A 23,052-nucleotide genomic window follows, 5' to 3' on the forward strand; every position below is an offset into this window, starting at 1 on the left:
ATGGCAGAAAAAGCGATTCGCCTGGGCGGCGAAGCCACGGCTGATGCCATCGTCAGCGCAGTGGATACCATGTATTCCGAGCACACCTTCAACGAGAAGGACTTTGTGCTCAAGCATAACGACGCAGAGATCGCAATGGACTCGAACTTTGCCGCACAGAGCTTCTGGAAGGATGTGCGGGTGCGCTTCTTCCGCAAAAAGAGCGCGGTGCTCGGCCTGATCCTCGTTGTCTTTATCGTGCTGCTGGCGGCATTTGGCCCCGGCATGAACGAGTATACCTACTCCGGTCAGGAGCTGAGCCAGAAAAACTTTGCGCCCCGCGTGCAGGTGCTGGAGAACTTCGGCATCTTCAACGGTGACGAGAAAATGAGCACCACCACCGGTTCCAAGACAGTGAATGCCTATGTGGAAAAGGGCAAGGAGGATGTCTACTACTGGTTCGGCAGCGACACCTATGGCCGCGATATCTGGACCCGTACCTGGGAGGGTGCCCGCGTGTCCCTGATCATCGCGGTTGCCGCCGCCATCATCGATATGGTCATCGGCATGAGCTACGGCCTGATCTCCGGCTACTTTGGCGGCAAGGTGGATATGGTGATGCAGCGTTTTCTGGAAGTTGCCAACGGCATCCCCCGTCTGGTGATCGTCACGCTGCTTCTGCTGGTGCTCAAGCCCGGCATGATCACCATTATCTTTGCCCTGATGCTCACCGAGTGGGTGGGCATGAGCCGCATTGCCCGCGCTGAGATGCTCAAGCTGAAGGATCAGGAGTTCGTGCTGGCTTCCCGCACGCTGGGCGCAGGCAGCTTCTTCATCATCTTCAAGGAAGTGCTGCCCAACATCATCGGACCCATCATCACGCAGGTCATGTTCAGCATCCCCACCGCAATTTTCACCGAGGCATTCCTGTCCTTTGTGGGTCTGGGCATCCCGGTGCCGCAGTGCTCGCTGGGTTCTCTGATCAGCGAGCTGTACAACAGCTTCACCACCCATCCTTATCAGATCATCCCGCCGATGGTGGTCATGAGCCTGCTGATGATGAGCTTCAACCTCGTGGCCGACGGCCTGCGCGAGGCGCTGGACCCCAAGATGAAGAGTATGTAAGGAGGAACACCCCATGCCTGAAAACAAAAAAGAACAGGTCTTGTCGGTGCGAGACCTTGATATCACCTTTAAGACCACCGCAGGCCCGGTGCACGCCATCCGCGGCGTGAACATCGACCTGTACAAGGGCGAAACGGTGGCGCTGGTGGGCGAATCCGGCTCCGGCAAGTCCGTTACCATGAAGGCCGCCATGGGCATTCTGGCACAGAACGCCATTGTGAACAGCGGCTCCATCCAGTTCAGCTACCATCACGCCGACGGCAGCCCCGAGACGGTGGATCTGCTGCAGAAGGACAAAAAGTGGATCCGCCGCCACATCAACGGCAAGCGCATCGCCATGGTGTTTCAGGACCCCATGACCAGCCTTGACCCCACCATGCCCATCGGCAAGCAGATCATGGAGGGCATGCTGTGGCACTACAAGATGCCCAAGGATGCCGCCTACAAAAAGGCTGTGCAGCTGCTGGAAGAGGTGGGCATCACCGATGCCGAAAAGCGCATGAAGAGCTACCCGCACCAGCTGTCCGGCGGTATGCGCCAGCGCGTGGTCATTGCCATTGCACTGGCCTGCGACCCCGACCTGCTGATCTGTGACGAGCCCACCACGGCACTGGATGTGACCATTCAGGCCAAGATCCTGGAGCTGATCCGCAGCATCCAGCGTGAGCGCGGCATCTCTGTCATTTACATCACCCATGATCTGGGCGTTGTGGCAAAGGTGGCCGATTATGTGGACGTGATGTATGCAGGCAAGATCGTGGAGACCGGCACCATCGACGAGATATTCTACGAGCCGCGCCACCCCTACACATGGGGCCTGCTTTCCGCCATGCCCGATCTGGACACCGCAGACGACCGTCTGTACACCATTCCGGGTTCGCCGCCGAACCTGCTGCATGAGAAGCAGGGCGATGCCTTTGCGCCGCGCAACCACTTTGCCCTGAACATCGACGACGAAGTGGACCCGCCCATGTTCAAGATCAGCGACACCCACTATGCAGCTACATGGCTGCTGGACCCCCGCGCACCCAAGGTGGACATGCCGCCTGAGCTTGCTCAGCGCATTGCCCGCATGCGTGCCGAGGCAGAAAAGATCAAGGAGGCGGAATAAATGGCAGGACAGAATGCTGCTCCGCTGCTGAAGGTCGAGGGCCTGAAGCAGTATTTCCGCGTGAGCAAGAGCTATACCGTCAAGGCTGTGGACAATGTCAGCTTTGAGATCTATCCCGGCGAGACCTATGGTCTGGTGGGCGAGTCCGGTTCCGGCAAGTCCACCATCGGCCGCAGCGTCATCCGCCTGTATGACCCCACTGCCGGCAAGATCATCTTTGATGGGCAGGATATCAGCGGCAAGCTGAACCACAGCCAGAACAACACCCTGCGCACCCAGATGCAGATGATCTTTCAGGACCCTATGGCATCCCTGAACCCCCGCAAGAAGGTGGAGGATATCATCGGCGAGGGTCTGGACATCCACCACATGTACAAGACCCGCGAAGAGCGCCGCGAAAAGGTGGAGAAAATTCTGGCCAAGGTAGGCCTTGCGCCCGAACATGCTGAGCGTTATCCCCACCAGTTCTCCGGCGGTCAGCGCCAGCGCGTGGGCATTGCCCGCGCCCTCATCATGAACCCCAAGCTCATCATCGCAGATGAGTGCATCTCGGCGCTGGATGTGTCCATTCAGGCACAGGTGGTCAACCTGATGAAGGATATCCAGCAGGAGACCGGCACGGCCTACCTGTTCATTGCGCATGACCTTTCCATGGTCAAGTACATTTCGGACCGCATCGGCGTGCTGCATCTGGGCCACCTGCTGGAGACGGGTACGACCGAAGAGATCTTCGAGAATCCCATCCACCCCTACACCCGCAGCCTGCTGTCGGCCATCCCGCTGCCGAATCCGGTGGTGGAAAAACGCCGCGTGGCTGAGACCTACGACTACGCCACTTCCGGCATCGATTACAACAAGGGCACCGATCACCATGTGAGCGGCAGCCACTATGTCAAGTGCACCGACGAAGAGTTTGCAAAATGGTGTAAATGAGAGTAAACAAAGAAGGAGCGTTCCCGCATGGAAACGCTCCTTCTTTATTTTATTATCGTTACTTGAATAAGTTTTGGGTTCAAGTCCTGGCTGGCCCTCAGAACGGCATCCGACACTTTTTGACATTCCTATGCGCTGGGACCCGCGCACTAAACAACAGCCCACCGGGCTGTTGTTTGTCCCGCCCATGGCGGTGCCGTGCTGTTCAAGTCCTAGCGGCCCTGAATATAGAGAAAAGGCACCCCTAGGGGTGCCTTTTCTCTATGGGCCAGCCAGGACTTGAACCCGGGACCAAGCGGTTATGAGAACGTCGCTAATTTTGAAATCCCGTTTTTCTTGTGAAATCTTGTGACTATCTGACAATTTCATAAAAGTGTCTTTGTGTACTTTGACGTAGCTTTTGGTATCTTTTCGTGTCTAAAATGGCTCTTTGTACCCAGAACCGTACCCAAGAATTTTTGGGTACGAAACTTGACACTTACTGTTACCATTTAACGCAACTACAAGCACTTGCATTTGCCATATAAAAACAGCAGGACATTCCCATTGCTAGAAATGCCCTGCTATATATAAATAGTTTAGCCGGCAGCGAACAATGCAAGATTCTCAGAGGCATTGCGCTGGCTCCAAGGAACGACCTTCACATCATAGTTTGTAAAGGCTTCCTCGATTCCACGGGAAACATTGTTTTGATCATTGAGAATTACAATTAACTGGCTATTATTTTTTCGGACGAGCTTTGTGTCGTTCCACGCAAACAAGATATTGCCAACACTGGATTTGTTTGGATTGTTCACTGCCTGACAGAGACGCTCTGGCTGTGTTTTAGTTCTTTGGAACAGAAAATCATAGCTATGAGTAAAACCTGATGTTCCAGTAAATTGAACATTGTCCGAATAAAATATATCTCTCGAATCAAAGAACTGCTGAATATCATCAGTAAACAACGACGCTGTTTTCGATTTTGAGAGCGCAAACATATCATCTACTCTCAAAATTGCTTGAATAAACAGGTGCTTTTTCTTTGCAAATTCCTGAATAGGAGCTTTTGCGGTCAACTCATCTCCTTCACAATTAACGCCGAATTGTGCTAAAATGCGCTGAAGATGTTTTTTTCGATTGGGTGTAAATTGAAAACCCGTAGCTTTCAAATTGCTGATAGTTGCCGAATCGTCCGAAAAGAGAATGTCATTTCCATCTTGACGAACGTAAATTTGCAAATAATCATTTGCATTATCTAAATACGGAGTAGTAATCTCGTAATATTCGCCAATCTTCGAAAATGTAATTTCATTCTTTAACCATTGCGCATAGTCGTTAATCAATTTTTGAATATCCAAAGATTATTCCTCCTTTCTTTAACACAACTCTAGTTGATAACTTATTGTTGGCATTTTGACAACGTTAAAACGTTTCAAAAATGCCAAGGTATTCTCGACAAAATTATCTGACTTTATATCTTCGGCTTCATAGGCCATGGAACGACCATACTCTTCCGTATATATATGCCAGTGGCTTCCAGTAATTTTCCTGCCATCGGGATTCTGATGTACATTTGTGGGATTAAGATGAAGTTCTAGGAGCATTACTCCATTGACCTTTATCCTAGCTCCTATGTTGACCTTTGCTGATTGAATCTTTCCACGAAAGATAGATACAACAAACAAATCCCGCTTGTTTTCGCCAACTGCTTCGAATTCCAACTTCTTTCCGGGTAGAGGAAAGTTCAATTCGTCTTCAAAAAGACTTTTGAGCATCTCAAGCATCTTTCTGGCTTCGTCATCTGTTATAGTTCCTTGTCCCATTGAACTTGCCTCCTCTCTATAACGGATTGTACCATTCTTTAGCACACTTTTCAATAAGCGATTTATCGTTCCTTCTGTTTTTTACCCTAAGAAAACGAAAAGTCCAAACCCATCTTCAATCAGAAGCAGACTCGGACTTCTCTTGCTTGGTGGAGACATCAAAGTCATATGATTGCTTCCTATTAGGAACACTGTAAATACAAGGCCTTTCGGAGCCTGCAAACCAGAAAAAATATTTGATTTATCACATTACGAAAAAAGCCGTCCGGCATGAAGAACGGGCGGCTTTTTTACGTGGATAGACGGAAAGGGAACACAAAAAACTACAAAATCTTAGCATTCAAATTTGTGCAACTTTAACGAAGGGGGTGTAAATGGCCGATGAAAAATTGAATACGGGCCCTGCGGAGAATACTTCCCCGAAGGCCGCCGAGCCTATCGCTACACCCGAACAGGCCGCAGCGTCTGAGCCCCGGTAGGAACAGACCGGGCCTGCCATACCTGCGCCCAGCGATGTGGTTGTGTCCTTTGACAAAATCAATGAGCTTATGGTGGAAAAGAGACAGAACACCTGCGCCGAAGTCGAAAAGGCGGAAACTCCCGAAATGCCGGAGGTGGCAGTTTCTGGAGAAACACCGCAGCCCACCAATACGGAGGAGTCGAAAAAGCTGCGCCGTGGTCGTCCGCCGAAAGCAGAAAAGGCCGCGACTGAAAAACAGAACAAAAATGCTGTTTACTGCTTCATGGACAAAAAGCGTTCCGAGGGAAAGCATTATTACGTTTATACCGTCGCAGGAAGTGCCAAGTTCCTATGAATCTATTGCACTCGTGTTACCGAATTTCTGCGCCCTCAGCCATCTTCTGATGCCGGTTGATGATTTCTGATGGACTATTACGATGATTTTCATCTGACAAGCGGTGCTGTCGGCTTATTAAAGTTGCCGGATGCTTAACTGCACCCGGCAATGATTTTTTTGTTCAGCCTATTGACACTCGTTAGCAGGTTTGCCAAATAAGTATGAACTCACATTTCGCCTGCTCATCCTTTGACCAGGAAAGATGCGAAAAAGCTTAATTTTATGTCGATTTATGACATTTGCCATCTTGATATTATTCCGGTTGTGGGATATGATATAAATGAATAGTTATATCCTGTTATACCGTGGTTTTGACGGAGGATGTTTAGATGAAATATGTCTCTACAACAGAGATTGGTAAAAAATGGAATATCTCGACCGGGAGAATAGGAACACTTTGTGCTGAGGGGCGTATCCCAAATGTTCAACGAGCCGGAAATATGTGGTTGATACTTGAAGAGGCGAAAAAGCCGGTTGACGCTCGAATAAAGAGTAGAAAATATAGAAAACAACCTAATGATTAAGAATTGAGCTAAAGATAAAGAGGTCTATGAAATGAGAGTTGCTGACTTTTTCTGTGGCGGCGGTGGCTTTTCAGAGGGATTCCGTCAAGCCGGATTTGAAATAGTATTTGCTGTCGATAAATGGGGACCTGCCGTAAAAACATACAAAGGCAATAAGCCCAGTGTCAATGTAATACAAGACGATGTTATTCGGATATCTGAACTTCCAGATGACGAATTTGAAGCGTTAGTGCCTGATAGTGAGGTTATTATCGGATCGCCACCGTGTCAGTCATTTTCCCATTCCAATAAGTCTGGAAATGCTGATAAATCAATTGGTATTCAGCTAATTGAAGCCTACTTAAGAATAATCGCCCGTAAAAAATTCAAACAAGAATCAGTCTTAAAATATTGGATACTGGAAAATGTGCCAGCGGTAAAGCAGTATATTAAAGAAGAGTATTCTGCTGCTGACTTAGGACTTGAAGGCGATTTCGTTTTAAGACCTCATGATGGTGCATCGGGAAAATATAATGCAAAATATTTTGGAGCTCCTACAAATAGGGAACGCTACCTCTGTGGAGAATTTCCAGAGCCTATTAGAGTAAAAAACGATAACAATGTGACAACCTTGAAACAAGTTCTTGATTCGCTTGGAAACCCATTGAGAACAGATAACAATCTGATTACAGATATCAATTATCCAGACCTTAAGCTGGAAGCACAGCAAGTAACAGATCAGCATTATATCTATGAGCTTGCTGAGTTTGAGTGTAAAACAGCCAAACGGTTAAAACAAGATAAAGGGTATATGGGAAAAATGTCTTTCCCTGAAAACCTAAATAAACCCGCAAGGACTGTTATGGCAACTATGACCGCCAGCGCACGGGAAGCAATGATACTTGGATATGGGGAAAACAGTTATCGCTTGCCAACAGTAAGAGAAGCAGCTTGCATGATGAGCTTTCCCATTGACTATTGGTTTTATGGCGAATCAAAAGGAATCAAGCATACTCTTGTTGGTAATGCGGTGCCACCTAAAATGTCCTATGCACTTGCAAAAGCTATAGCTAAAGCAGAGCAAATACCTATACCAAATCATTACCCTCAGATTAAGCATGATAAGGATATTAAATTTGTCGATTTGAATGGTAGAAAATTTGCTGTCCGAGCTGAAAAACCACGGCGCGATGTTGCAAAATTCAAGTATCATATTCCGTATTTGATAATAGATGCATACCGTGTGGAATTAACAAATTATCATTCTGACTTTACTCAGAAGATTTTTAAGTGGGATGCTGAAATACACTATAGTCAAGGGAAAGAGAAAGCTAAAAAATACACCCCTGCTCTGAAAATAAAAGAAATTCCAGAGAAGTACCATGAGAGCATTCGGGATTATTTGTCAAGAATAAAACCGACCGTCACTGACATGGATTCATTCCAAAAAGTGTATTGTATGACATCCGAGCAGAGAAAACCCACTCCCTGGGAAGGCCCATACGAACTTTTAGATAGTATTAGAGAATATATTGATATGCTACTTACGCCAAAAGAACAAACGGAAGTGGTCGTCATTGGAGAGGAACCTTTTTCTTTACCACTTGCTATTGTAATTGGCTACTACATTCTAACAGCCATGGTTGATTTTATGGGAGGGTCGAAATAATGGATGCTGCTACAAGAAAAGCAAAACTGGAAGAAATAAAGACCAATCAGTTGAATCAAGCTATGACAGGAATACCCCTGCGCTATAAAGGAACTACGAGGACAGAAATCGTATGGAGAATTCCTTTAGATTATCTCATTTATAACAAGTACAACGGCAGAATCGGCTCCGATGTTCTTTCGTATGAGAAACAGAATGGTGAATTGAATGCGGAATTAGATTCCGATCGGGAAATCATTGAAACCTTCTTGTACGAATCAAAGGTCGATCGCAATAAAACTACAATGGAAAGCTTATTGAAAATTGGCCAGCAGAGGTACGGTATTGTGACATCGGACGGTATTATTGTCGATGGCAACCGTCGAGCCATGCTTTTGAATCGGTTGTTCCATAAGCATGAAGAATACGGCTATTCTTATGCTGAAGTTGAAAAATGCCAATATTTCCTTGCGATTATTCTCCCGGATGATGCAGAAGAAAAAGACATTCAACAGCTTGAGACTATCTATCAAATGGGAGAGGATGATAAGTTGGATTATAATCCGATAGAAAAGTATTTAAAGTGCAAAGAACTGAAGCATCTTGGGTTTACAGAAAAGCAGATTGCAGAATTTATGAGCGAAAAAGAAAGTCAGATAAAACAATGGCTTGAAATTCTAACGCTTATGGAAGAGTATCTACAAGAATATGATTATGATGGGATTTATACGCGTCTTGAAAAAACAGAAGGCCCATTCGTCGACTTGGAAAACTATTTGGATTCCTATTCTAAACGTGGAACTAATGTTCGCAATGTGGATTGGAATTATACAGATTCCGATATATCAGACCTTAAGTTGGTTTGTTTTGATTACATAAGAGCACGCTACGAAGGAAAGGAATTCCGTGATATTGCAAAGACAGGAAAAGAAGGAAGCATATTCTTCTTTAAAGATCTTTGGAGTGACTTCTTAAAACAGCATCAAGAGAATACACCAACTGACGAGGAAACAGTTGATGAATTACGGCAACGTTGCCCCGGTGAAGATTTGAGCCTCTTGCTCAAGCAAAGAGATAACGAATGGGTTGATCAGGCTAAAGGGCATCTGAAAGGCAATCTGAGCCGTTTCTCACGGCGTTTAGAAGATAAACGTGACGCAAACAAACCAGCTGATCTTATTGAACGAGCGCTTAGTGCTCTTAGAGCTGTAGACTGTAATCAGGATAGTTTTACAGACGATCCTCACATCGAAGAGATGGTGAAAGAAATCAATAAAATCACTTGGGAGATGAAGAAAAAACTGGAGCGGAGATGAGCATCATGGCGAATATCTCTATCGATTTCGACCCTTCAAAAAATGAAATATATCTTCTTGGAGATATAAAGGCATTACAAAAGCATCGCTTTGCTTGGAGATATGCGCGGGATTATTTGAATCCGACCGTGGAGGCTGAACGGATAGTCATTCCCGTTGGAGACAACGAACCATACGCGGTGATGTCAAATATCAGTTCCATGTTAGCTAAATATGGATTCATCGAAGACCAGAGCAAGAGCACCGAACAAGTAGTTATAGATTATTATGAAGAGGAGCGTCGCTTTAAAGAATTCTCTGAAAAGGCTCTGAATATTCGAAATAACGAGTGTGATACAGAGGAATTTGCGGAGTTCACAAAATCTGTTGCTGAGAACTTACCTTCGCGGTCTTTATATCCGTTACAGTTGCTCTCCGCATATCATATGGCTTTTTCCCAGAATGCTTGCAATTTTTCGGTCCCTGGAGCGGGAAAGACAAGCATTGTATATGGAGCTTATGCTTATTTACACAACTTGCCTGAAGATAATCCGAAGCATGTTAATCAGCTCCTTATTGTTGGGCCATTAAGTTCATTTGGCCCATGGGAAACAGAATTTGAAGAATGCTTTGGAAGAGCTCCACACTCAAAACGACTGGTTGGCGGTGTAGATAAGGCTGATAAGCAAGATTATTTGATTTCGAAACACCCCTTTGAATTAACCTTGATTTCCTATGCTTCATTGATTTCTCTTCAGAAAGAAATTGGATTTTTCTTGAGAACAAATCGGGTCATGGTTGTTTTGGATGAGGCTCATAAAGCCAAAAATTCATCAGGAGGCATCATTGCTCAGGCAGTATTGGAGATGTCAAAATACAGCAAATCTCGAATCGTATTGACTGGTACTCCCGCTCCAAATGGATATGAGGATATTTATAATATGTTCAAGTTCATTTGGCCTAACAAAAATGTCATGGGATTTGAAGTCAATCAGCTGCGAGACATTACTGCAACAGGAGACACGGCAAGGGTGGCTCGCCTAATCGACAATATTTCGCCTTTCTTTATTCGCATTCGGAAAAGTGATTTGAATATCCCTCCGGCCACTATTCATCCCCCGGTATCTGTTCCAATGGGGCCATTACAGCAGCGCATATATGATTTCATTGAAAAAAAGTATATGGATGAGTTTATGGCTGACGGTGCGATGGATACGACATCTCGTTTCAAAGCAGCATTAGCTCAAGCGCGTACTATCCGATTGATGCAAGCCGCTTCAGATCCTGCAATGCTTCGTGCACCTTTACGGGACTTCTTTGAAAATGAAGATCTTCCGGCAGAGGCATATCAGGCAATTGATGATTCTGCTGTGCTAAAATCAATCCTTGATTATGAGGATAGTGAAACACCGGCAAAATATATAGCTGTTAAAAAAATCGTTGATAGTATACTTGCAGAAAACGGGAAAGTAGTTATTTGGGCATCATTTATTCATACAATACACAGGCTGAAACGCTTCCTTGAAAATGAGGGGATATTATGTCAGGAATTGTACGGAGCAACTCCTGTTGAGCGTGACGGAATTGATGAAGACGAATTCATTCTCACGAGGGAGAAAATAGTAAAAGCATTCCAAGAGCCTGATTGTCCGTTCAAAGTCATTATTGCAAATCCCTTTGCTGTAGCTGAATCGATTTCCCTGCACAAAGCTTGTCATAATGCGATATACATTGAGAGGTCGTTTAATGCGGCACACTTTGTTCAGTCAAAGGATCGAATTCACCGATATGGCTTAATGGCTGGAACGGTTACCAACTACTACTATGTTTTATCCCAAGACACGATAGATGAAACCATTGATGCCAGATTAACAGAAAAAGAAATGAGAATGACCGAAATCATGGAGAGTATGCCAATTCCGCTCTTTAACAATATTTCTGAAGATTTGGGTGAGGAAGATATAAAGGCGTTGATAAGAGATTATGTTAGACGAACTAAAAAATCTTAACTATCACGGTGGCAAGGATGGGGTGCTGTTCTTTCTGTGTGATGTAATTGGCAATAGTCAAATTAAGATTCATGACGCAGAAGTAATATGCGCCCATGCCCCAGGAAAACGTTATCTGTCTGTCAGGGATTTGATCGAATATTGTCTCGCTTTTGGGTGGATTCATTTGGAGGAGGATGCCATTTCCGTTGTACCCTCCATAGGGGAAATGTTACACGATAAAGACGTATTGAACACGAAATTGGTTATGTCTTCGGTTGATTTACTCTTTTCTGAAGGCGTTTTTGACTCAACAATGTTTTCCTATGATTCGCTCCAATGCAGTTTTTCTTTCAAAAACGAACTGTTTCCTCTTTCGCTGTCAAGCGTTCGGAATGTCTTGATAAGCCAGCATTTTCTTCTTCCACTAAGGGATGCGCGAGGTTCTCGGTTTTATATTTCCTCAGATTATGAATTTTTGATTGCCAAACACTGTAAAGCAAAACGGAAGCTAATGTCGTTAGAAAAACTAAAAGAACAGCTTGAAAACAATGAGCGTGCTGGAGAAATAGCTGAGTTGTTTGTTGTAGAATATGAGAAGAGAAGGCTTGGAATCGCCGATGGTACAAAGGTAAAGCGGATATCTGATATTGATGTATCCGCCGGATATGATATTGTGTCAGTCAACACCCCTGAGGCGGTGGTATCCAATCGTTTTATCGAGGTCAAAGCTATATCTACAACAGGATTTTTCTGGTCTAAAAACGAATATGCGGTAGCGAAATTGTTGGGAACCAATTACTATTTATACTTGGTTGATTTGACGAAAATCTCTGATAATGGCTACTCCCCAGAGATTGTAAACAATCCTGCACAGGAAATTATGGAGAATTGCCAATGGCTTATTGAACCACAGTCATATCATATTCAAAAAGTTGACTGTTGACGGGGAGTATACTCCAGGAAAGATAGTGTCTGAAAGGAGCTTGTGTTGCATAAGCAAGTAAAGGCTTTTTACGATATGGCTTTCGAATACCATATTGCTGCAGTAACTCTATGGACGCAAATCGTGAGTGCACCATATTTATACAATCCGATTTCTTATTTATTACGCCATACCATAGAACTTCAGCTGAAAGGGCTTATCGTTTGCGAGTTGAGAAAAGATAATAGCTTTCTTAAAATCAGCGAGATTAAAACGCCAGTTGGGAAAATGAATACTGTCCATTCCGTAAAAGCTCTTTGGGAATACTATCAACAGTTATGCCAAGAACATAAACTTCAGATGGATGATTCTGACCGTCAGCTCTGTATGCGAGTTCTCTCAAAGATTGACAAAAAAGACTTTTCATCCACCCACTATAGATATCCTTTTTCAAAAAAGGATTCGACTATCACTCTTGAACCGATCAAAATCAGTTTTGATGATAAAGCTCCGGATTTGAGTTCTGGGATTCCAAGTTTGGTGATTGGTGCAACAAAAGAAATTGGAGTAATTAGCAAAGGCATGAGGCTTATAAGGGACACAGAGGACATCTTTGATGTTGTTGAGGTCTTATTTGAACGTTATGAATGATATTTAACCAAAATCTGAGTCGCCACTTTGTGTATTAGGCAAGCAGATAAGATTTACACCAATTCCTAAAGACATACCTGTTGAATTGCCAACTTAGCGGTTTTTAGCGGGAGATTGTTTTTTTGACACATTGACGGGTCTCGTGTATTATTAAAATACAAACGTAAGACACAAGACACCAAAACCGCAAAGCGGTGTAATGGAAAGGGCGAAGCTGGAAGCAATTCCGACCTCGCCCTGTTCTTTTTAGTTCTCAAATGGTTTACATACTATAACGGCTTTCAGATATGTTTCCGGGTTGCCATTCAGGATCAAGTCCGCATAAGCGAGCGGGGCATTGTAGATTAGATAATCAAGCTCAAAACGCTCATACATATTGTTGGCTGTAAGGTTTTCTACGGCGGTACAGTCAATAGCGATTTCCGTACCGTCAACGAATTTGAGTTCTATACAGCCGCTGTCCATGTTATACTCACAGGATACCATTCCATTCATGTCAAATACCTCCTAAAATCATCCCAATACTGCTGGTGGTATAATTTGTCGACTGCGGAATTTTGTTTTCCAAAACGGTAGTTACTCCTATTTTGAACCGCAGAACGCGAAATAGAAGGACGGATGACTATAAGATGATATCTTCGATGAACAAAAGAAAACCGAACCCTTGACCGATTGGTCGAAGGTTCGGATAATCTTTTAATGGTGGGCCAGGCAGGACTTGAACCCGCGATAGCCCCGTTATGAGCGGGGAGTTCTAACCGACTGAACTACTGGCCCCAATAATTGGGAATAACGCCATGGGATAATGGCTAAATGCCTCTTTAACGCCAAAAAATAGATCGTTAAAAAGTGGTTTTTGAAAAAATGCGATAACTCGATAACTTTTGAATGCGAGGTGGTAAGACCAAGCGGTTATGAGCCGCCAGCTCTGACCAACTGAGCTACTAGCCCGCATATTCTGCGCTGCGGCACTTACAAGTATACCAAAAACAGCGCAAAATGAAAAGCATTTACACAAAACTTTATTTGGTGCGGTGGGCATCCAGCTTCTGCTGCATAAAACGATCAAGCATTTCCTGCGGGAACAGCGGCTCCTTGTAGCCAAAGGCCTCGCGGATGAAGATCAGGGTCACTACGGTCTGACGACCGGGGTCCAGCCGGAGGGTATACAGGGTGTCCAGCGGCTGCTGGGTGGGCTGGTGCAGGGTGAGATGCAGCAGAAAGCCGCCGTCCTTTTCCCGGCGGCACTCGTACACGAACTCGTCGGCGTCCCTGTGCTCGTCCAGCCGGTCGAAGCACTCGTCCAGCGGCAGGTCGGTGCGGAACTCCGAAAGGCCGGCGGGGCCGTACTGGCTGCGGCGGGTATTCTCGCGCCGGGACAAAAGAAAAACGATCACGCCAAGTACGGCGGCAAGCAGGACAATGGAAACTGCGGCGTTCATGAAGATCCTCCTGAAGAGTTTTTCTTATTGTAACACAACCCGCATACTTTTGTGCTATAATATTTTTAATTCTTTGAAAATTTTGTCAGGAGCCTGCGCACTGCTGCAGGCGGGAGGAACACAATGAAGCTCAAATTTACACGCAAGACCTGGTATTTTTTCCTGTTGGCGGCAGCGGCAATGTCCATGCTGGGCGGCTTTGCCGTGCTGGGCGGCATGGATTTTTCGGGGCTGGAACTGATCGTGTTCTGCATCACCGGCATTGCAGTGCTGTTTTTGGCCGCACAGAAGGGTGCTCCCGCCAAGGATAAGCGCAGCTACACGCTGGTGTTCGTGCTGCTGATGCTCAGCAAGCTGGCTGCAGGCGGCTGGGCGGGCGACCTGTGCTCGGCACTGGTGTGGCCGGGCCTGCTTGCCATCGAGTACGGCCACGGCAGGCCCGTCCAGCGTCAGCTGCAGCTGGTGTGCATCTCGGAAGCGCTGCGGCTTTTGTTCTGGCTGCTGACGAAGTATGCGGGCATGAGCGCCCTTGCCTTCTGGACGAACATCATGTTCGTGCTGCTGGCCTGTGCCCGGGGCTGGGCAGCGCTGATGCTGTATAAGACCCAGGAGGAAACGCTGTGACCCAGCGGCGCAAGTCCAAAAAAACGGAAGCGGAACCGCGCCGTGTGAACCGGCGCACCTTTCTGGCGGGGGCCGGTGCTGCTGCCTGTGTGGGTGCGGGGCTGTGGCTGCGCAGAAAAAAGTTTTCCAAACGGGACAAAACGAAAGTAGAAAAACAGCCTGTTGAGAACCCTGCCCTGCCTGCAGGCGAGTGGCGGGCCGTATGGGTGAGCTATCTGGAATGGGCAGCAATGGATTTTTCCTCGGCGGATGCCTTCCGCGCCGGGTGCGTGCAAATGCTGGAAAACTGCGCGGGCCTTGGGCTGAACACGGTGCTTGCGCAGGTGCGGCCCTTCGGGGATGCACTTTACAAAAGCCAGCTGTTTCCGTGGAGCCACCTGTGCACCGGCGTGCAGGGGCAGGACCCCGGTTTTGACCCGCTGGACATCCTTTTGCAGGAGGCCCACGGGCGCGGCCTTTCGGTGGAAGCGTGGCTGAATCCCTACCGGCTGCGGTCCTCTGCAGCCATGCCGCCGAATCTGGCAGAGAACAACCTTGCCAACACCCACCCGGAATGGGTGTGTGCAGTGGGCGACGGGCTGTATCTGAACCCGGCCGAGCCTGCAGCGGCGGACTATGTGGTGCAGGGCGTGGCTGAGCTTTTGCAGAACTACGCGGTGGACGGCATCCACTTTGACGATTATTTTTACCCTACGACCGAAGAAAGCATCGATGCGGCGCAGTTTGAGGCCAGCGGTGCGGCAGACCTTGCAGCATGGCGGAGGCAGAACGTGACCGCCTTGGTCAAGAAAGTGTACGACACGGTGAAGGCTGCAGACCCGACGCTGCGCTTTGGCATCAGTCCGCAGGGGAATCCCGACAACGACCTCAACAGCCAGTACAGCGATGTGACGGCGTGGCTGGCCGCAGGCGGGGAAGAACAGGTGGTGGATTATCTCTGCCCGCAGATCTACTGGGGCTATGGCTACACGCTGCAGAGCGGCAGCACCCGCTTTGCCTTTGAGAACATCGTGCCCGCGTGGCTGGCGTACCCGCGCGCAGAGGGCGTGGCCCTATACTTCGGGCTGGGCGCGTACCGCGTGGGCGCAGGTGACGGCGGCGCGAACCCGGACAACGTGAGCGGCTGGAGCACCGGCGATGTGCTGGCCCGGCAGGTGCAGGACCTGCGCAGTCAGAACGCGGGCGGCTGGGCGCTGTACCGATACGGCAGTCTGTTTGGTGCAGGTGCGCCGGAGCAGGCCGCTGTCGAGTGTGCTGCCCTGCGGGCGGTCACTGGCAAAGAAACGTAAAATCAGGCGGCAAACCGCACAAAAAGAAAAGCCCCGCCGGGGCTTTTCTTGCAGTACGGCACAGGACAAACGTCTTGTACAGCGCCGGAAAATGCGGTATACTATATCTGTATCTGCTCTGTACAAGAACAGGGCGGAGGGATGAAAAACAAAGAGAAGCGCATTGCTTCGTGAGGAAACGTATGAAGATGAAAAAAAGGATCGTTGTGCTGCTGATGGCGCTGGTGCTTGCAGTGGGCCTGACCGGCTGCAAGGACACCCTGAAGAGCATCGTGCACAAGGCAGCGGGCACTTCGGACGAAGTGCAGGAAGAGGACACTACCCGCTGGGCCGACCAGACCAGTGATCCGCTGATCATTCAGGGCATTGCAGACCCCTCGGCCAAGTTTGCCACGGCCACGGCGGATGGCTGCCTGTATGCGGTGTTCAACGGCATCTGGAGCCGCCAGACCAGCTACTTTACTGTGCCTTCCGGCACGCTGAGCATTATGGGCTGCGGCACGGCTGAGGGCACCCAGCGGTTCAAGGTGGCCGTGTGGAAAAAGGTGGACGGCGGCGCAGAGTATGTGACCGACAGCACCTATTATATTCATACCGACGGCACCGACTACCGCTGCACCATCTCCGGGCTGGACCCGGCGGCGCAGTACCGTGTGACCATCTCCTATGACTCCAGCAAGTACTACCTGTACGGCCTGCTGAAGGTGGAGGGCATTGGCTGATGAACACACAAACCAAGAACTCTCTGCTTTTGCTGCTGTGCTCCCTTATTTGGGGCACAGCCTTTGTGGCCCAGAGCGCCGGTTCCGGCATGGGAGCCTATAGCTTTTTAGCCGGGCGCAGCTGGCTGGCTGTACTGGTGCTGATCCCCACGGTGATGGTGTTTGATGCCATCCGCCGCAAAAGCGGCACCGATGCAAAGCCCAAAACTGCTGCCGAGAAGAAAAAGCTGCTGGCGGCAGGCTTTGTGTGCGGCACCCTTCTGTTTGCTGCATCCGCTGCACAGCAGATCGGCATTACCATCAATCCGTCCACGGCAAAGGCTGGCTTCCTGACCGCCATGTACGTGGTGCTGGTGCCGGTGTTCGGCCTGTTTCTGGGCCGCAAGGGAAGCGCGCAGCTGTGGGTCAGCATGGTGGTGGCCGTGTTGGGCCTGTACCTGCTGTGCATGAAAAACGGCTTTGGTAGCATTGAATCCAGCGACTGGATCCTGCTGAGCTGCGCAGTGCTGTTCAGCTTCCAGATCATGGCGGTGGATCACTTTGCTCCGCAGGTGGACGGCGTGCGGCTGAGCCTTGCCGAGTTTCTGGTGGTGTCGGTGGAAAGCACCATTGCAGCCTTTGTGTTTGAAGCGCCCACTACGGCACAGTTTGCCGAGAACGCGCTGCCCATTTTCTACTGCGGCATCATGTCCAGCGGCGTGGCCTACACCCTGCAGATCCTGGGCCAGCGGGATCTGAACCCTGCCATTGCCAGCCTGATCATGTGTCTGGAAAGCGTGTTCAGCGCACTGGGCGGCTGGCTGCTGCTCGGCCAGAGCCTTTCCGCGCGGGAAGTCTTTGGCTGTGCGCTGATCTTTGCAGCCGTGGTGCTGGCCCAGCTGCCGCTGGAAATGCTGCACCGGGCAAAAAAGACTACCTGACCTCATGGCGGGCAGAAAGCAGGAGACACAGCTGCGCACGGCAGGCGGCATCCAATACGAACTGACTCGCAAACGGGTCAAGAACCTGAACATCCGTGTGCGGGAGGATGGCACCGTGGCGGTGAGCATCCCCCTGCGGACAAGTGCAGATGCGGCAGACCGCTTTGTGGCCGCACGCGCCGACTGGGTGCAGCAGGCCCGGGAACGTGCCATGCGGCGCGCAGCGCAGGAAGCGCGGCCTCTGCCGGATAAGGAAACAGCGCTAGCCTATTTTACGGCCATGAGCGATAAGGTCTACCCGGCCTTTGCCGGAGTGCTGGGCGGGCACAAGCCTGTTATCAAAGTGCGCAGCATGACCAGCCGGTGGGGCGTGTGCTTTATGGCAAAGCGGCAGATTACCTTTGCGCTGCAGCTGTATCATATGCCCCCGGCGGCGCAGATTTATGTGGTAGTGCATGAGTACTGCCACTTTTTGCAGCCCAACCACAGCCCGGCGTTCTGGGCCGAGGTGGCAAAGCTGCTGCCGGACTGGAAAGCCCGGCGGGCGCTTTTAAAGTGACTAAATAGTGGGAAAGCGGATGCGGGCGGTCACAGACCGGCCCGCATCCGAATTGTAAAACAGGAGGGAAGTTCCCTTGGAAAACGAAAAAAAGTCCGGTGATAAATATTCAAAGCTGGCCGGCAACACATTGATCTTTGCAATTTCCAGCTTTTCGTCAAAGCTGCTCACCCTGATCGTCCAGCCGTTCCTGACCTATGCAATGGCGGAGATCTCCGATCTGGGCCTTTCCAAGATCCTGAGCCAGTACGCGAACCTGCTCATCCCGTTCGTGTCCATGGGCATGTCCAACGCCATCATCCGCTTTGGTCTGGACAAGGGCAACAGCGAAAAACAGGTGTTCACCAACGGCCTGCTGACCATTCTGGGCGGCTTTGGCATTCTGGTGCTGTGCTGGCCCATTGCGCAGTTCCTGCCCGATATGGCACAGTACGGCCTGCTCATTTACATCTATGTGCTCATGAGCTGCCTGCGCACCCTGTGCACTCAGTTCGTGCGCAGCCGCCAGTGGAACAAGCTGGTGGCCGTGGACGGCGTGCTGTGCACCGTGGCCACCATGGCTTTCTACGTGCTGTATCTGGTGGGCTTCAAGTGGGGTGCCAACGGCTACCTGCTGGCCATCATCAGCGGCGACCTTGCCAGTGTGCTGTTCCTGATGTTCACCGGCAAGCTGTGGAACTATGTGGAGCTGAAGGGCATCAACAAGGATCTGTGGAAGCAGATGCTGCGCTTCTCGCTGCCCATGATCCCGGCACAGATCAGCTTCTGGATCATCAACGCATCCGACCTGTTCTTTGTGCGTGAGATGTGCAACGGCCTGGACGGCCGCGACGGCAATGCATGGAGCGGCCTGCTTTCCACCGGCTATTTCCTGCCCACCATCCTTACTACGCTGGGCCTGATCTTCTACGATGCATGGCAGCTCTCCGCTGTGACCGAGGAAGAGGGCCGCGCAAAGTTCTTTACCAAAATTTTCCGCACCTATTCCAGTGTGCTGTTCTGCTGCGCAGCCGGTATCATCTGGCTGTGCCGCCCGGTGATGCACATTATGAAGTCCAACTACTACTATGCATGGCACTTTGTGCCGTTCCTTGTGCTGGCTTCCACCTGCAGCTGCTTCAACCAGTTTATGAACAGCGTGTATGTGGTGAATAAAAAGTCCACCCGCAGCATGATCACCATGATGGCGGGTGCTGTGAGCAACTGCATCATGAACTACTTCTTCATCAAGTGGTGGGGGCCTGTGGGTGCTACCTATGCGTCCTTCCTTGGCCTTGCGCTGGTGTTCACCCTGCGCGCCATCGATGCCCACCGCATGATCGGGATGCAGGTACATCCGGGCCGCGTGCTGGTGAATGCGGCTGCGCTGGTGATCGAAGCCTTTGTGCTGCTGGCCGAAACGCCGCTCTATGGCCTGTGGACCGGCATCATCACGGCGCTGATCATCCTGTACAACTTTGCAGGCGTGTGGGCCATGGCCCGCATCCTGCTGCCCAAGCTTCTGGGCCGCCGCGGCAAGGCACTGGTAAATATGATCGACGGCTGGATCGCACCCAAGAAAGCATAACAGCATAACTGAAAATAAACGCAGAAAGTCCCCAGAACGCTGGTTCCGGGGACTTTTTCAGCAATCGGGAAAACTTTCAGTGCCGGGCATTTTTGCCGGTCAGGCTGACAAAAGCGCCGCCAGTCATTAGGGCAAAAAGTACCGCCATTCCTCAGAATGACGGTAAAACGGATGCGACAGATCAGGCAAGATGCTTTTCCAGCCAGCTGCCGATATCTTCAAACACTTCCTGATGGTTCGTTTCCACCAGCAGTTCATGCCGGGCACCGGGGTACAGCTTGCATTCAATGTTCTGCACTCCGGCGTCCCGCAGGCTCTGGATGGCGCGCTGCACGCCTTTGCCCTGTTCGCCCACCGGGTCGGCATCGCCAGCCAAGAACAGCAACGGCAGGCCTTTGGGCATCTTTGCAAGGAACGCCGGGTCGTGCAGGCGCAGGATGCCGCTGAACATGCTGTAGTAGGCGTTCAGCGTGAAGGTAAAGGTGCAGCGTTCGTCAGCCAGATATTTGTCCACCTCGGCCTGATCGCGGTTGAGCCAGTCGTGGGTGGTGCGGCCCTCCAGCCCTTTGTTGTAGCCCATAAAGGACATGTTGGCCACGAACTTGCTGCGGTACTGCCAGCCATGAAAGACCGCCAGCACCCGGCAGAGGGTCTTGGCAAACTGTACCAGCGCTTTGGGCTGGAAGCCGGTGCCCATGATGATGGCTCCATCCAGCTCATGGCCGTATTCGCACAAATACTGCCGGGCATAAAAGGAACCCATGCTGTGCCCCAGCAGAAAATAAGGCACGCCCGGGTACAGCTCTTTGGTGCGCACGGTCATGGCGTGCAGGTCGTCCAGAACGGCGCGGTTGCCGTCCGGCTCGGCAAAGTAGCCGTAGTCCGCTTTGGTGCGGATGGAGCCGCCGTGGCCCAAATGGTCGTGGCCGGTAACAAGGATGCCCCGCCCGGCCAGATATTCCGCCAGGGGCTTGTAGCGGTCAATAAATTCCACCATGCCGTGGGACAGCTGCAGAACCGCCTTTACTTCACCCTCCGGCACACAGCGGAAGGCATGCAAAGTCCGCCCCGGCACAGTGGACGGGACGGTGAGATCGATCATCTGGCTCATAGCAGAGCCTCCTTTTTGCGTGTTTTACAGTGCACCGATCTTGCGGCGGCAGGCCGGGCAGATGCAGTAGCCCGCAAACTGCACCGAAGACTCATCCACCTCGCCGCAAAAATCGCAGCTGCCAGCGGGCCGATGCTTTTTGAGCACGATGGAGTCGCCATCCACAAAGATCTCCAGCTTGGTGTCAGTGTCCAGATGCATACTGGTGCGCAGCTCCTTGGGCAGAACGATGCGGCCCAGCGCGTCGATGCCGCGGACGATACCGGTACTTTTCATAGTATACCAATCTCCTTCATTCATTTTCCTGTAGCAGCCAATCCATGACACAACAGGAAAATTGTTCCAATCTCGATATACTCAGTATACAAAAAATAACATGGTTCGTCAATGATTGCGTGACATTTCGACAAAAAACAACCTTTTATGCAACTTCTTCCGGCTTGTTCTCCACACGGGCGCTGGTGCGTCCCTCGGGACGGATCTCTCCAGCGGCAGTCAGTACGATCTTGGTCAGCGTGGGGCCTGCCAGCTCATACACCAGCACTGAGAACAGCACCACTATACTATCCGCCCAGACAAAAAGCAACCGGAATATGGAGACCCGGCAAAGAACTCCGGTCGGGCAAATAAAAGAAACTCCTTCCGTCATCGCTGTGCGATGCCACATCCCTCTTTGAGGGAACGGACACGGCGTAAGACGTGACGGAAGGAGTAAATTCCAAAGAATCAGTTGAACTTGAAGACCTTGCGCAGCTGGCGGTATACGCCCAGAGTGAGCTTGTCGCCGCCGGGGAACTTCAGGTCGGTCAGACCGCCCAGATTGTAGCGCACGGCACGGTAAACACCGGTGCTTACGTGATCCTTGAGGTACTGCCACAGCCCGGTGCGCTTGGCCTTTGCCTCGTCGCTGCCGTCCAGCAGCAGGAAGATGTCGCTCACGGCCATCATCACGGACAGATAGTGCACCATGTAGGCGTGCAGACGTTTCTGATCCTTCAGTTCATCCAGATCCTGACAGTCGATCATGTGTTTGGTGACCCGCAGCTGCTGATCCACCCGCTTGACCATGATGCTCTCGTTCACGCTCTGGTCGGCACGGCCGATGAAGTAGCGGTACAGATCCAGATCCATGTAGTACATGCTCTTGACATAGGGCAGGGGCTGGTAGACAAAAATGTTGTCCACATAGAAGGTGTGCTTGGGCAGCACCATGCCGCACTTGCGCAGCACCTCGGTGCGATACATCACCGAGTGCATCAGGATGTTCTGATCCGGGCGGAAGTGGCCCACATGGGTCCAGTTGAACAGGCGGTTCTGAGGGAACACGTTGGTGTAGCGCACGGTCAGGGTGGTGTTGTCCTCCACATGCTCGTACACATAGTTGCAGATCATCATGTCCGGCGCGGTGCCGCGGGCCACCAGAGTGGTCAGCTTGGCAAGCACCTTTTTGAGGGCATCGATGTCCAGCCAGTCGTCACTGTCCACGACTTTGTAGTACAGACCGGTGGCGTTGCGGATGCCCTGATTCACACCCTCGCCGTGGCCGCCGTTTTCCTGATGGATGGCCTTGACGATGGTGGGGTACTTGGCGGCATATTCATCACAGATGGCCGGGGTGTCGTCCTTTACGGAACCGTCGTCCACCAGAATGATCTCGGCCTGCTCTCCGGCAGAAAGCAGGGTCTCGACACAATGACGCATATATGCCGCCGAGTTGTAGCACGGAACGGCAAAGGTGATGAGTTTCTGCTGCATAAGATGATTGCTCCTTTTTCTATCAACAGTCGGCGCACAAAAAAACGCCGGACATGGAGTTATGTGCTCCTATTATATCATTTTCGCGCCTGAAAAGCTATCATTTGCAAAAAAATTACTTTTGACATTTCGTGCTTTTTGCCAAAAAAACGGCTCTGCACCTGCGCAAAAGCCCGGCTTTTGTGGTATACTGATAGGGTTTTGAAGACATTGCGCAGAAAAAACCTATTCTATGATACGGAG

General features: G+C 50.1%; 24 protein-coding genes and 1 tRNA gene. 16 read left to right on the top strand and 9 right to left on the bottom strand.

Annotated elements, in window-relative coordinates; genetic code table 11:
* From DWV57_RS09815 to DWV57_RS09825, 3 genes are read left to right on the top strand one after another with little or no spacing between them, the layout of a single operon-like run.
* On the top strand, positions 1-1,104 hold the full coding sequence (locus tag DWV57_RS09815) for an ABC transporter permease (RefSeq protein ID WP_118528416.1): 1,104 nt from the start codon (positions 1-3) through the stop codon (positions 1,102-1,104).
* A 13-nt stretch (positions 1,105-1,117) separates the two neighbouring features.
* Positions 1,118-2,215 (top strand): ABC transporter ATP-binding protein, encoded by a 1,098-nt coding sequence (locus DWV57_RS09820; protein WP_097777037.1) that lies wholly within the window; start codon positions 1,118-1,120, stop codon positions 2,213-2,215.
* A complete protein-coding gene (locus tag DWV57_RS09825; RefSeq protein ID WP_120020673.1) occupies positions 2,216-3,148 on the top strand; it encodes an ATP-binding cassette domain-containing protein in 933 nt (310 codons plus the stop codon).
* 578 nt (positions 3,149-3,726) lie between these two features.
* Here DWV57_RS09825 and DWV57_RS09830 read toward each other — a convergent pair.
* Positions 3,727-4,488, bottom strand: coding sequence for a DUF1829 domain-containing protein (locus DWV57_RS09830; protein WP_118528412.1), 762 nt, complete (start codon positions 4,486-4,488; stop codon positions 3,727-3,729).
* An 18-nt stretch (positions 4,489-4,506) separates the two neighbouring features.
* Positions 4,507-4,953 carry a hypothetical protein gene (locus tag DWV57_RS09835; protein WP_118528410.1) on the bottom strand — a complete coding sequence of 149 codons (447 nt, stop codon included), beginning with the start codon at positions 4,951-4,953 and terminating at the stop codon, positions 4,507-4,509.
* A gap of 521 nt (positions 4,954-5,474) precedes the next feature.
* Between DWV57_RS09835 and DWV57_RS14815 the strand changes: the two genes are divergently transcribed.
* The 7 genes from DWV57_RS14815 (at position 5,475) to DWV57_RS09870 (ending at position 12,820) form a co-directional block, all read left to right on the top strand.
* Positions 5,475-5,768 (top strand): hypothetical protein, encoded by a 294-nt coding sequence (locus tag DWV57_RS14815; protein WP_243089086.1) that lies wholly within the window; start codon positions 5,475-5,477, stop codon positions 5,766-5,768.
* A 371-nt stretch (positions 5,769-6,139) separates the two neighbouring features.
* Positions 6,140-6,334: a DNA-binding protein gene (locus tag DWV57_RS09845; protein ID WP_118528408.1), complete on the top strand. Its 195-nt coding sequence runs from the start codon at positions 6,140-6,142 to the stop codon at positions 6,332-6,334.
* Between the two features lie 31 nt (positions 6,335-6,365).
* Positions 6,366-7,982 (top strand): DNA cytosine methyltransferase, encoded by a 1,617-nt coding sequence (locus DWV57_RS09850; RefSeq protein ID WP_118528406.1) that lies wholly within the window; start codon positions 6,366-6,368, stop codon positions 7,980-7,982.
* Positions 7,982-9,277: a hypothetical protein gene (locus DWV57_RS09855; protein ID WP_118528404.1), complete on the top strand. Its 1,296-nt coding sequence runs from the start codon at positions 7,982-7,984 to the stop codon at positions 9,275-9,277. Before DWV57_RS09850 ends, DWV57_RS09855 begins: the two co-directional genes overlap by 1 nt.
* A 5-nt stretch (positions 9,278-9,282) precedes the next feature.
* Positions 9,283-11,265 carry a DEAD/DEAH box helicase gene (locus DWV57_RS09860; RefSeq protein WP_118528402.1) on the top strand — a complete coding sequence of 661 codons (1,983 nt, stop codon included), beginning with the start codon at positions 9,283-9,285 and terminating at the stop codon, positions 11,263-11,265.
* A complete protein-coding gene (locus DWV57_RS09865; protein ID WP_118528400.1) occupies positions 11,240-12,190 on the top strand; it encodes a DUF3883 domain-containing protein in 951 nt (316 codons plus the stop codon). The genes DWV57_RS09860 and DWV57_RS09865 overlap by 26 nt, the downstream gene beginning before the upstream one ends.
* 45 nt (positions 12,191-12,235) lie before the next feature.
* Positions 12,236-12,820 carry a hypothetical protein gene (locus DWV57_RS09870; protein ID WP_118528398.1) on the top strand — a complete coding sequence of 195 codons (585 nt, stop codon included), beginning with the start codon at positions 12,236-12,238 and terminating at the stop codon, positions 12,818-12,820.
* Between the two features lie 246 nt (positions 12,821-13,066).
* Here the strand turns inward: DWV57_RS09870 and DWV57_RS09875 are convergent, their stop codons facing one another.
* From DWV57_RS09875 to DWV57_RS09885, 3 genes are all read right to left on the bottom strand, one after another.
* Positions 13,067-13,315 carry a DUF6061 family protein gene (locus DWV57_RS09875; protein ID WP_118528396.1) on the bottom strand — a complete coding sequence of 83 codons (249 nt, stop codon included), beginning with the start codon at positions 13,313-13,315 and terminating at the stop codon, positions 13,067-13,069.
* Between the two features lie 205 nt (positions 13,316-13,520).
* Positions 13,521-13,597, bottom strand: a tRNA-Ile gene (locus DWV57_RS09880).
* A gap of 245 nt (positions 13,598-13,842) precedes the next feature.
* Positions 13,843-14,262: a hypothetical protein gene (locus DWV57_RS09885; RefSeq protein ID WP_044953353.1), complete on the bottom strand. Its 420-nt coding sequence runs from the start codon at positions 14,260-14,262 to the stop codon at positions 13,843-13,845.
* A 123-nt stretch (positions 14,263-14,385) separates the two neighbouring features.
* Here DWV57_RS09885 and DWV57_RS09890 point away from each other — a divergent pair, with 123 nt between their 5' ends.
* The 6 genes from DWV57_RS09890 (at position 14,386) to DWV57_RS09915 (ending at position 19,943) form a co-directional block, all read left to right on the top strand.
* Complete coding sequence (locus tag DWV57_RS09890; protein ID WP_120020674.1) at positions 14,386-14,886, top strand: conjugal transfer protein TraD; 501 nt, start codon at positions 14,386-14,388, stop codon at positions 14,884-14,886.
* Positions 14,883-16,175 carry a family 10 glycosylhydrolase gene (locus tag DWV57_RS09895; protein WP_120020675.1) on the top strand — a complete coding sequence of 431 codons (1,293 nt, stop codon included), beginning with the start codon at positions 14,883-14,885 and terminating at the stop codon, positions 16,173-16,175. The genes DWV57_RS09890 and DWV57_RS09895 overlap by 4 nt, the downstream gene beginning before the upstream one ends.
* Before the next feature lie 188 nt (positions 16,176-16,363).
* Positions 16,364-16,897, top strand: a complete 534-nt coding sequence (locus DWV57_RS09900; RefSeq protein ID WP_243112339.1) for a hypothetical protein — start codon at positions 16,364-16,366, stop codon at positions 16,895-16,897.
* The gene (locus DWV57_RS09905) at positions 16,897-17,817 is read left to right on the top strand and encodes a DMT family transporter (protein WP_120020677.1); all 921 of its coding nucleotides are present in this window, start codon (positions 16,897-16,899) and stop codon (positions 17,815-17,817) included. The genes DWV57_RS09900 and DWV57_RS09905 overlap by 1 nt, the downstream gene beginning before the upstream one ends.
* Before the next feature lie 4 nt (positions 17,818-17,821).
* Complete coding sequence (locus tag DWV57_RS09910; RefSeq protein ID WP_120020678.1) at positions 17,822-18,376, top strand: YgjP-like metallopeptidase domain-containing protein; 555 nt, start codon at positions 17,822-17,824, stop codon at positions 18,374-18,376.
* 76 nt (positions 18,377-18,452) lie between these two features.
* Positions 18,453-19,943 (top strand): lipopolysaccharide biosynthesis protein, encoded by a 1,491-nt coding sequence (locus DWV57_RS09915; protein WP_120020679.1) that lies wholly within the window; start codon positions 18,453-18,455, stop codon positions 19,941-19,943.
* A 181-nt stretch (positions 19,944-20,124) separates the two neighbouring features.
* On the opposite strand, the gene DWV57_RS09920 is transcribed toward DWV57_RS09915, so the two are convergent.
* The 4 genes from DWV57_RS09920 to DWV57_RS09930 all read right to left on the bottom strand — a co-directional run bounded on the left by DWV57_RS09920 (position 20,125) and on the right by DWV57_RS09930 (position 22,809).
* On the bottom strand, positions 20,125-21,054 hold the full coding sequence (locus DWV57_RS09920) for an alpha/beta fold hydrolase (protein ID WP_120020680.1): 930 nt from the start codon (positions 21,052-21,054) through the stop codon (positions 20,125-20,127).
* Between the two features lie 24 nt (positions 21,055-21,078).
* Positions 21,079-21,330, bottom strand: a complete 252-nt coding sequence (locus tag DWV57_RS09925) for an AbrB/MazE/SpoVT family DNA-binding domain-containing protein (RefSeq protein WP_005938917.1) — start codon at positions 21,328-21,330, stop codon at positions 21,079-21,081.
* A 145-nt stretch (positions 21,331-21,475) separates the two neighbouring features.
* Complete coding sequence (locus DWV57_RS14540) at positions 21,476-21,613, bottom strand: hypothetical protein (RefSeq protein ID WP_243112340.1); 138 nt, start codon at positions 21,611-21,613, stop codon at positions 21,476-21,478.
* Between the two features lie 167 nt (positions 21,614-21,780).
* A complete protein-coding gene (locus DWV57_RS09930; protein WP_120020681.1) occupies positions 21,781-22,809 on the bottom strand; it encodes a glycosyltransferase family 2 protein in 1,029 nt (342 codons plus the stop codon).
* Positions 22,810-23,052: the final 243 nt, after the last annotated feature.

This window comes from Faecalibacterium sp. AF10-46 (assembly GCF_003604105.1).
Taxonomy (GTDB): Bacteria; Bacillota; Clostridia; order Oscillospirales; family Ruminococcaceae; genus Faecalibacterium; species Faecalibacterium taiwanense.

What these genes read in the sequence shown, in the direction of transcription:
- DWV57_RS09815 (WP_118528416.1), top strand. Translation starts at nt 1, where the DNA reads ATGGCAGAAAAAGCGATTCGCCTGGGCGGCGAAGCCACGGCTGATGCC.
- DWV57_RS09820 (WP_097777037.1), top strand. Translation starts at nt 1,118, where the DNA reads ATGCCTGAAAACAAAAAAGAACAGGTCTTGTCGGTGCGAGACCTTGAT.
- DWV57_RS09825 (WP_120020673.1), top strand. Translation starts at nt 2,216, where the DNA reads ATGGCAGGACAGAATGCTGCTCCGCTGCTGAAGGTCGAGGGCCTGAAG.
- DWV57_RS09835 (WP_118528410.1), bottom strand. Translation starts at nt 4,953, where the DNA reads ATGGGACAAGGAACTATAACAGATGACGAAGCCAGAAAGATGCTTGAG.
- DWV57_RS09845 (WP_118528408.1), top strand. Translation starts at nt 6,140, where the DNA reads ATGAAATATGTCTCTACAACAGAGATTGGTAAAAAATGGAATATCTCG.
- DWV57_RS09850 (WP_118528406.1), top strand. Translation starts at nt 6,366, where the DNA reads ATGAGAGTTGCTGACTTTTTCTGTGGCGGCGGTGGCTTTTCAGAGGGA.
- DWV57_RS09855 (WP_118528404.1), top strand. Translation starts at nt 7,982, where the DNA reads ATGGATGCTGCTACAAGAAAAGCAAAACTGGAAGAAATAAAGACCAAT.
- DWV57_RS09860 (WP_118528402.1), top strand. Translation starts at nt 9,283, where the DNA reads ATGGCGAATATCTCTATCGATTTCGACCCTTCAAAAAATGAAATATAT.
- DWV57_RS09865 (WP_118528400.1), top strand. Translation starts at nt 11,240, where the DNA reads ATGTTAGACGAACTAAAAAATCTTAACTATCACGGTGGCAAGGATGGG.
- DWV57_RS09875 (WP_118528396.1), bottom strand. Translation starts at nt 13,315, where the DNA reads ATGAATGGAATGGTATCCTGTGAGTATAACATGGACAGCGGCTGTATA.
- DWV57_RS09885 (WP_044953353.1), bottom strand. Translation starts at nt 14,262, where the DNA reads ATGAACGCCGCAGTTTCCATTGTCCTGCTTGCCGCCGTACTTGGCGTG.
- DWV57_RS09890 (WP_120020674.1), top strand. Translation starts at nt 14,386, where the DNA reads ATGAAGCTCAAATTTACACGCAAGACCTGGTATTTTTTCCTGTTGGCG.
- DWV57_RS09900 (WP_243112339.1), top strand. Translation starts at nt 16,364, where the DNA reads ATGAAAAAAAGGATCGTTGTGCTGCTGATGGCGCTGGTGCTTGCAGTG.
- DWV57_RS09905 (WP_120020677.1), top strand. Translation starts at nt 16,897, where the DNA reads ATGAACACACAAACCAAGAACTCTCTGCTTTTGCTGCTGTGCTCCCTT.
- DWV57_RS09910 (WP_120020678.1), top strand. Translation starts at nt 17,822, where the DNA reads ATGGCGGGCAGAAAGCAGGAGACACAGCTGCGCACGGCAGGCGGCATC.
- DWV57_RS09920 (WP_120020680.1), bottom strand. Translation starts at nt 21,054, where the DNA reads ATGAGCCAGATGATCGATCTCACCGTCCCGTCCACTGTGCCGGGGCGG.
- DWV57_RS09925 (WP_005938917.1), bottom strand. Translation starts at nt 21,330, where the DNA reads ATGAAAAGTACCGGTATCGTCCGCGGCATCGACGCGCTGGGCCGCATC.
- DWV57_RS09930 (WP_120020681.1), bottom strand. Translation starts at nt 22,809, where the DNA reads ATGCAGCAGAAACTCATCACCTTTGCCGTTCCGTGCTACAACTCGGCG.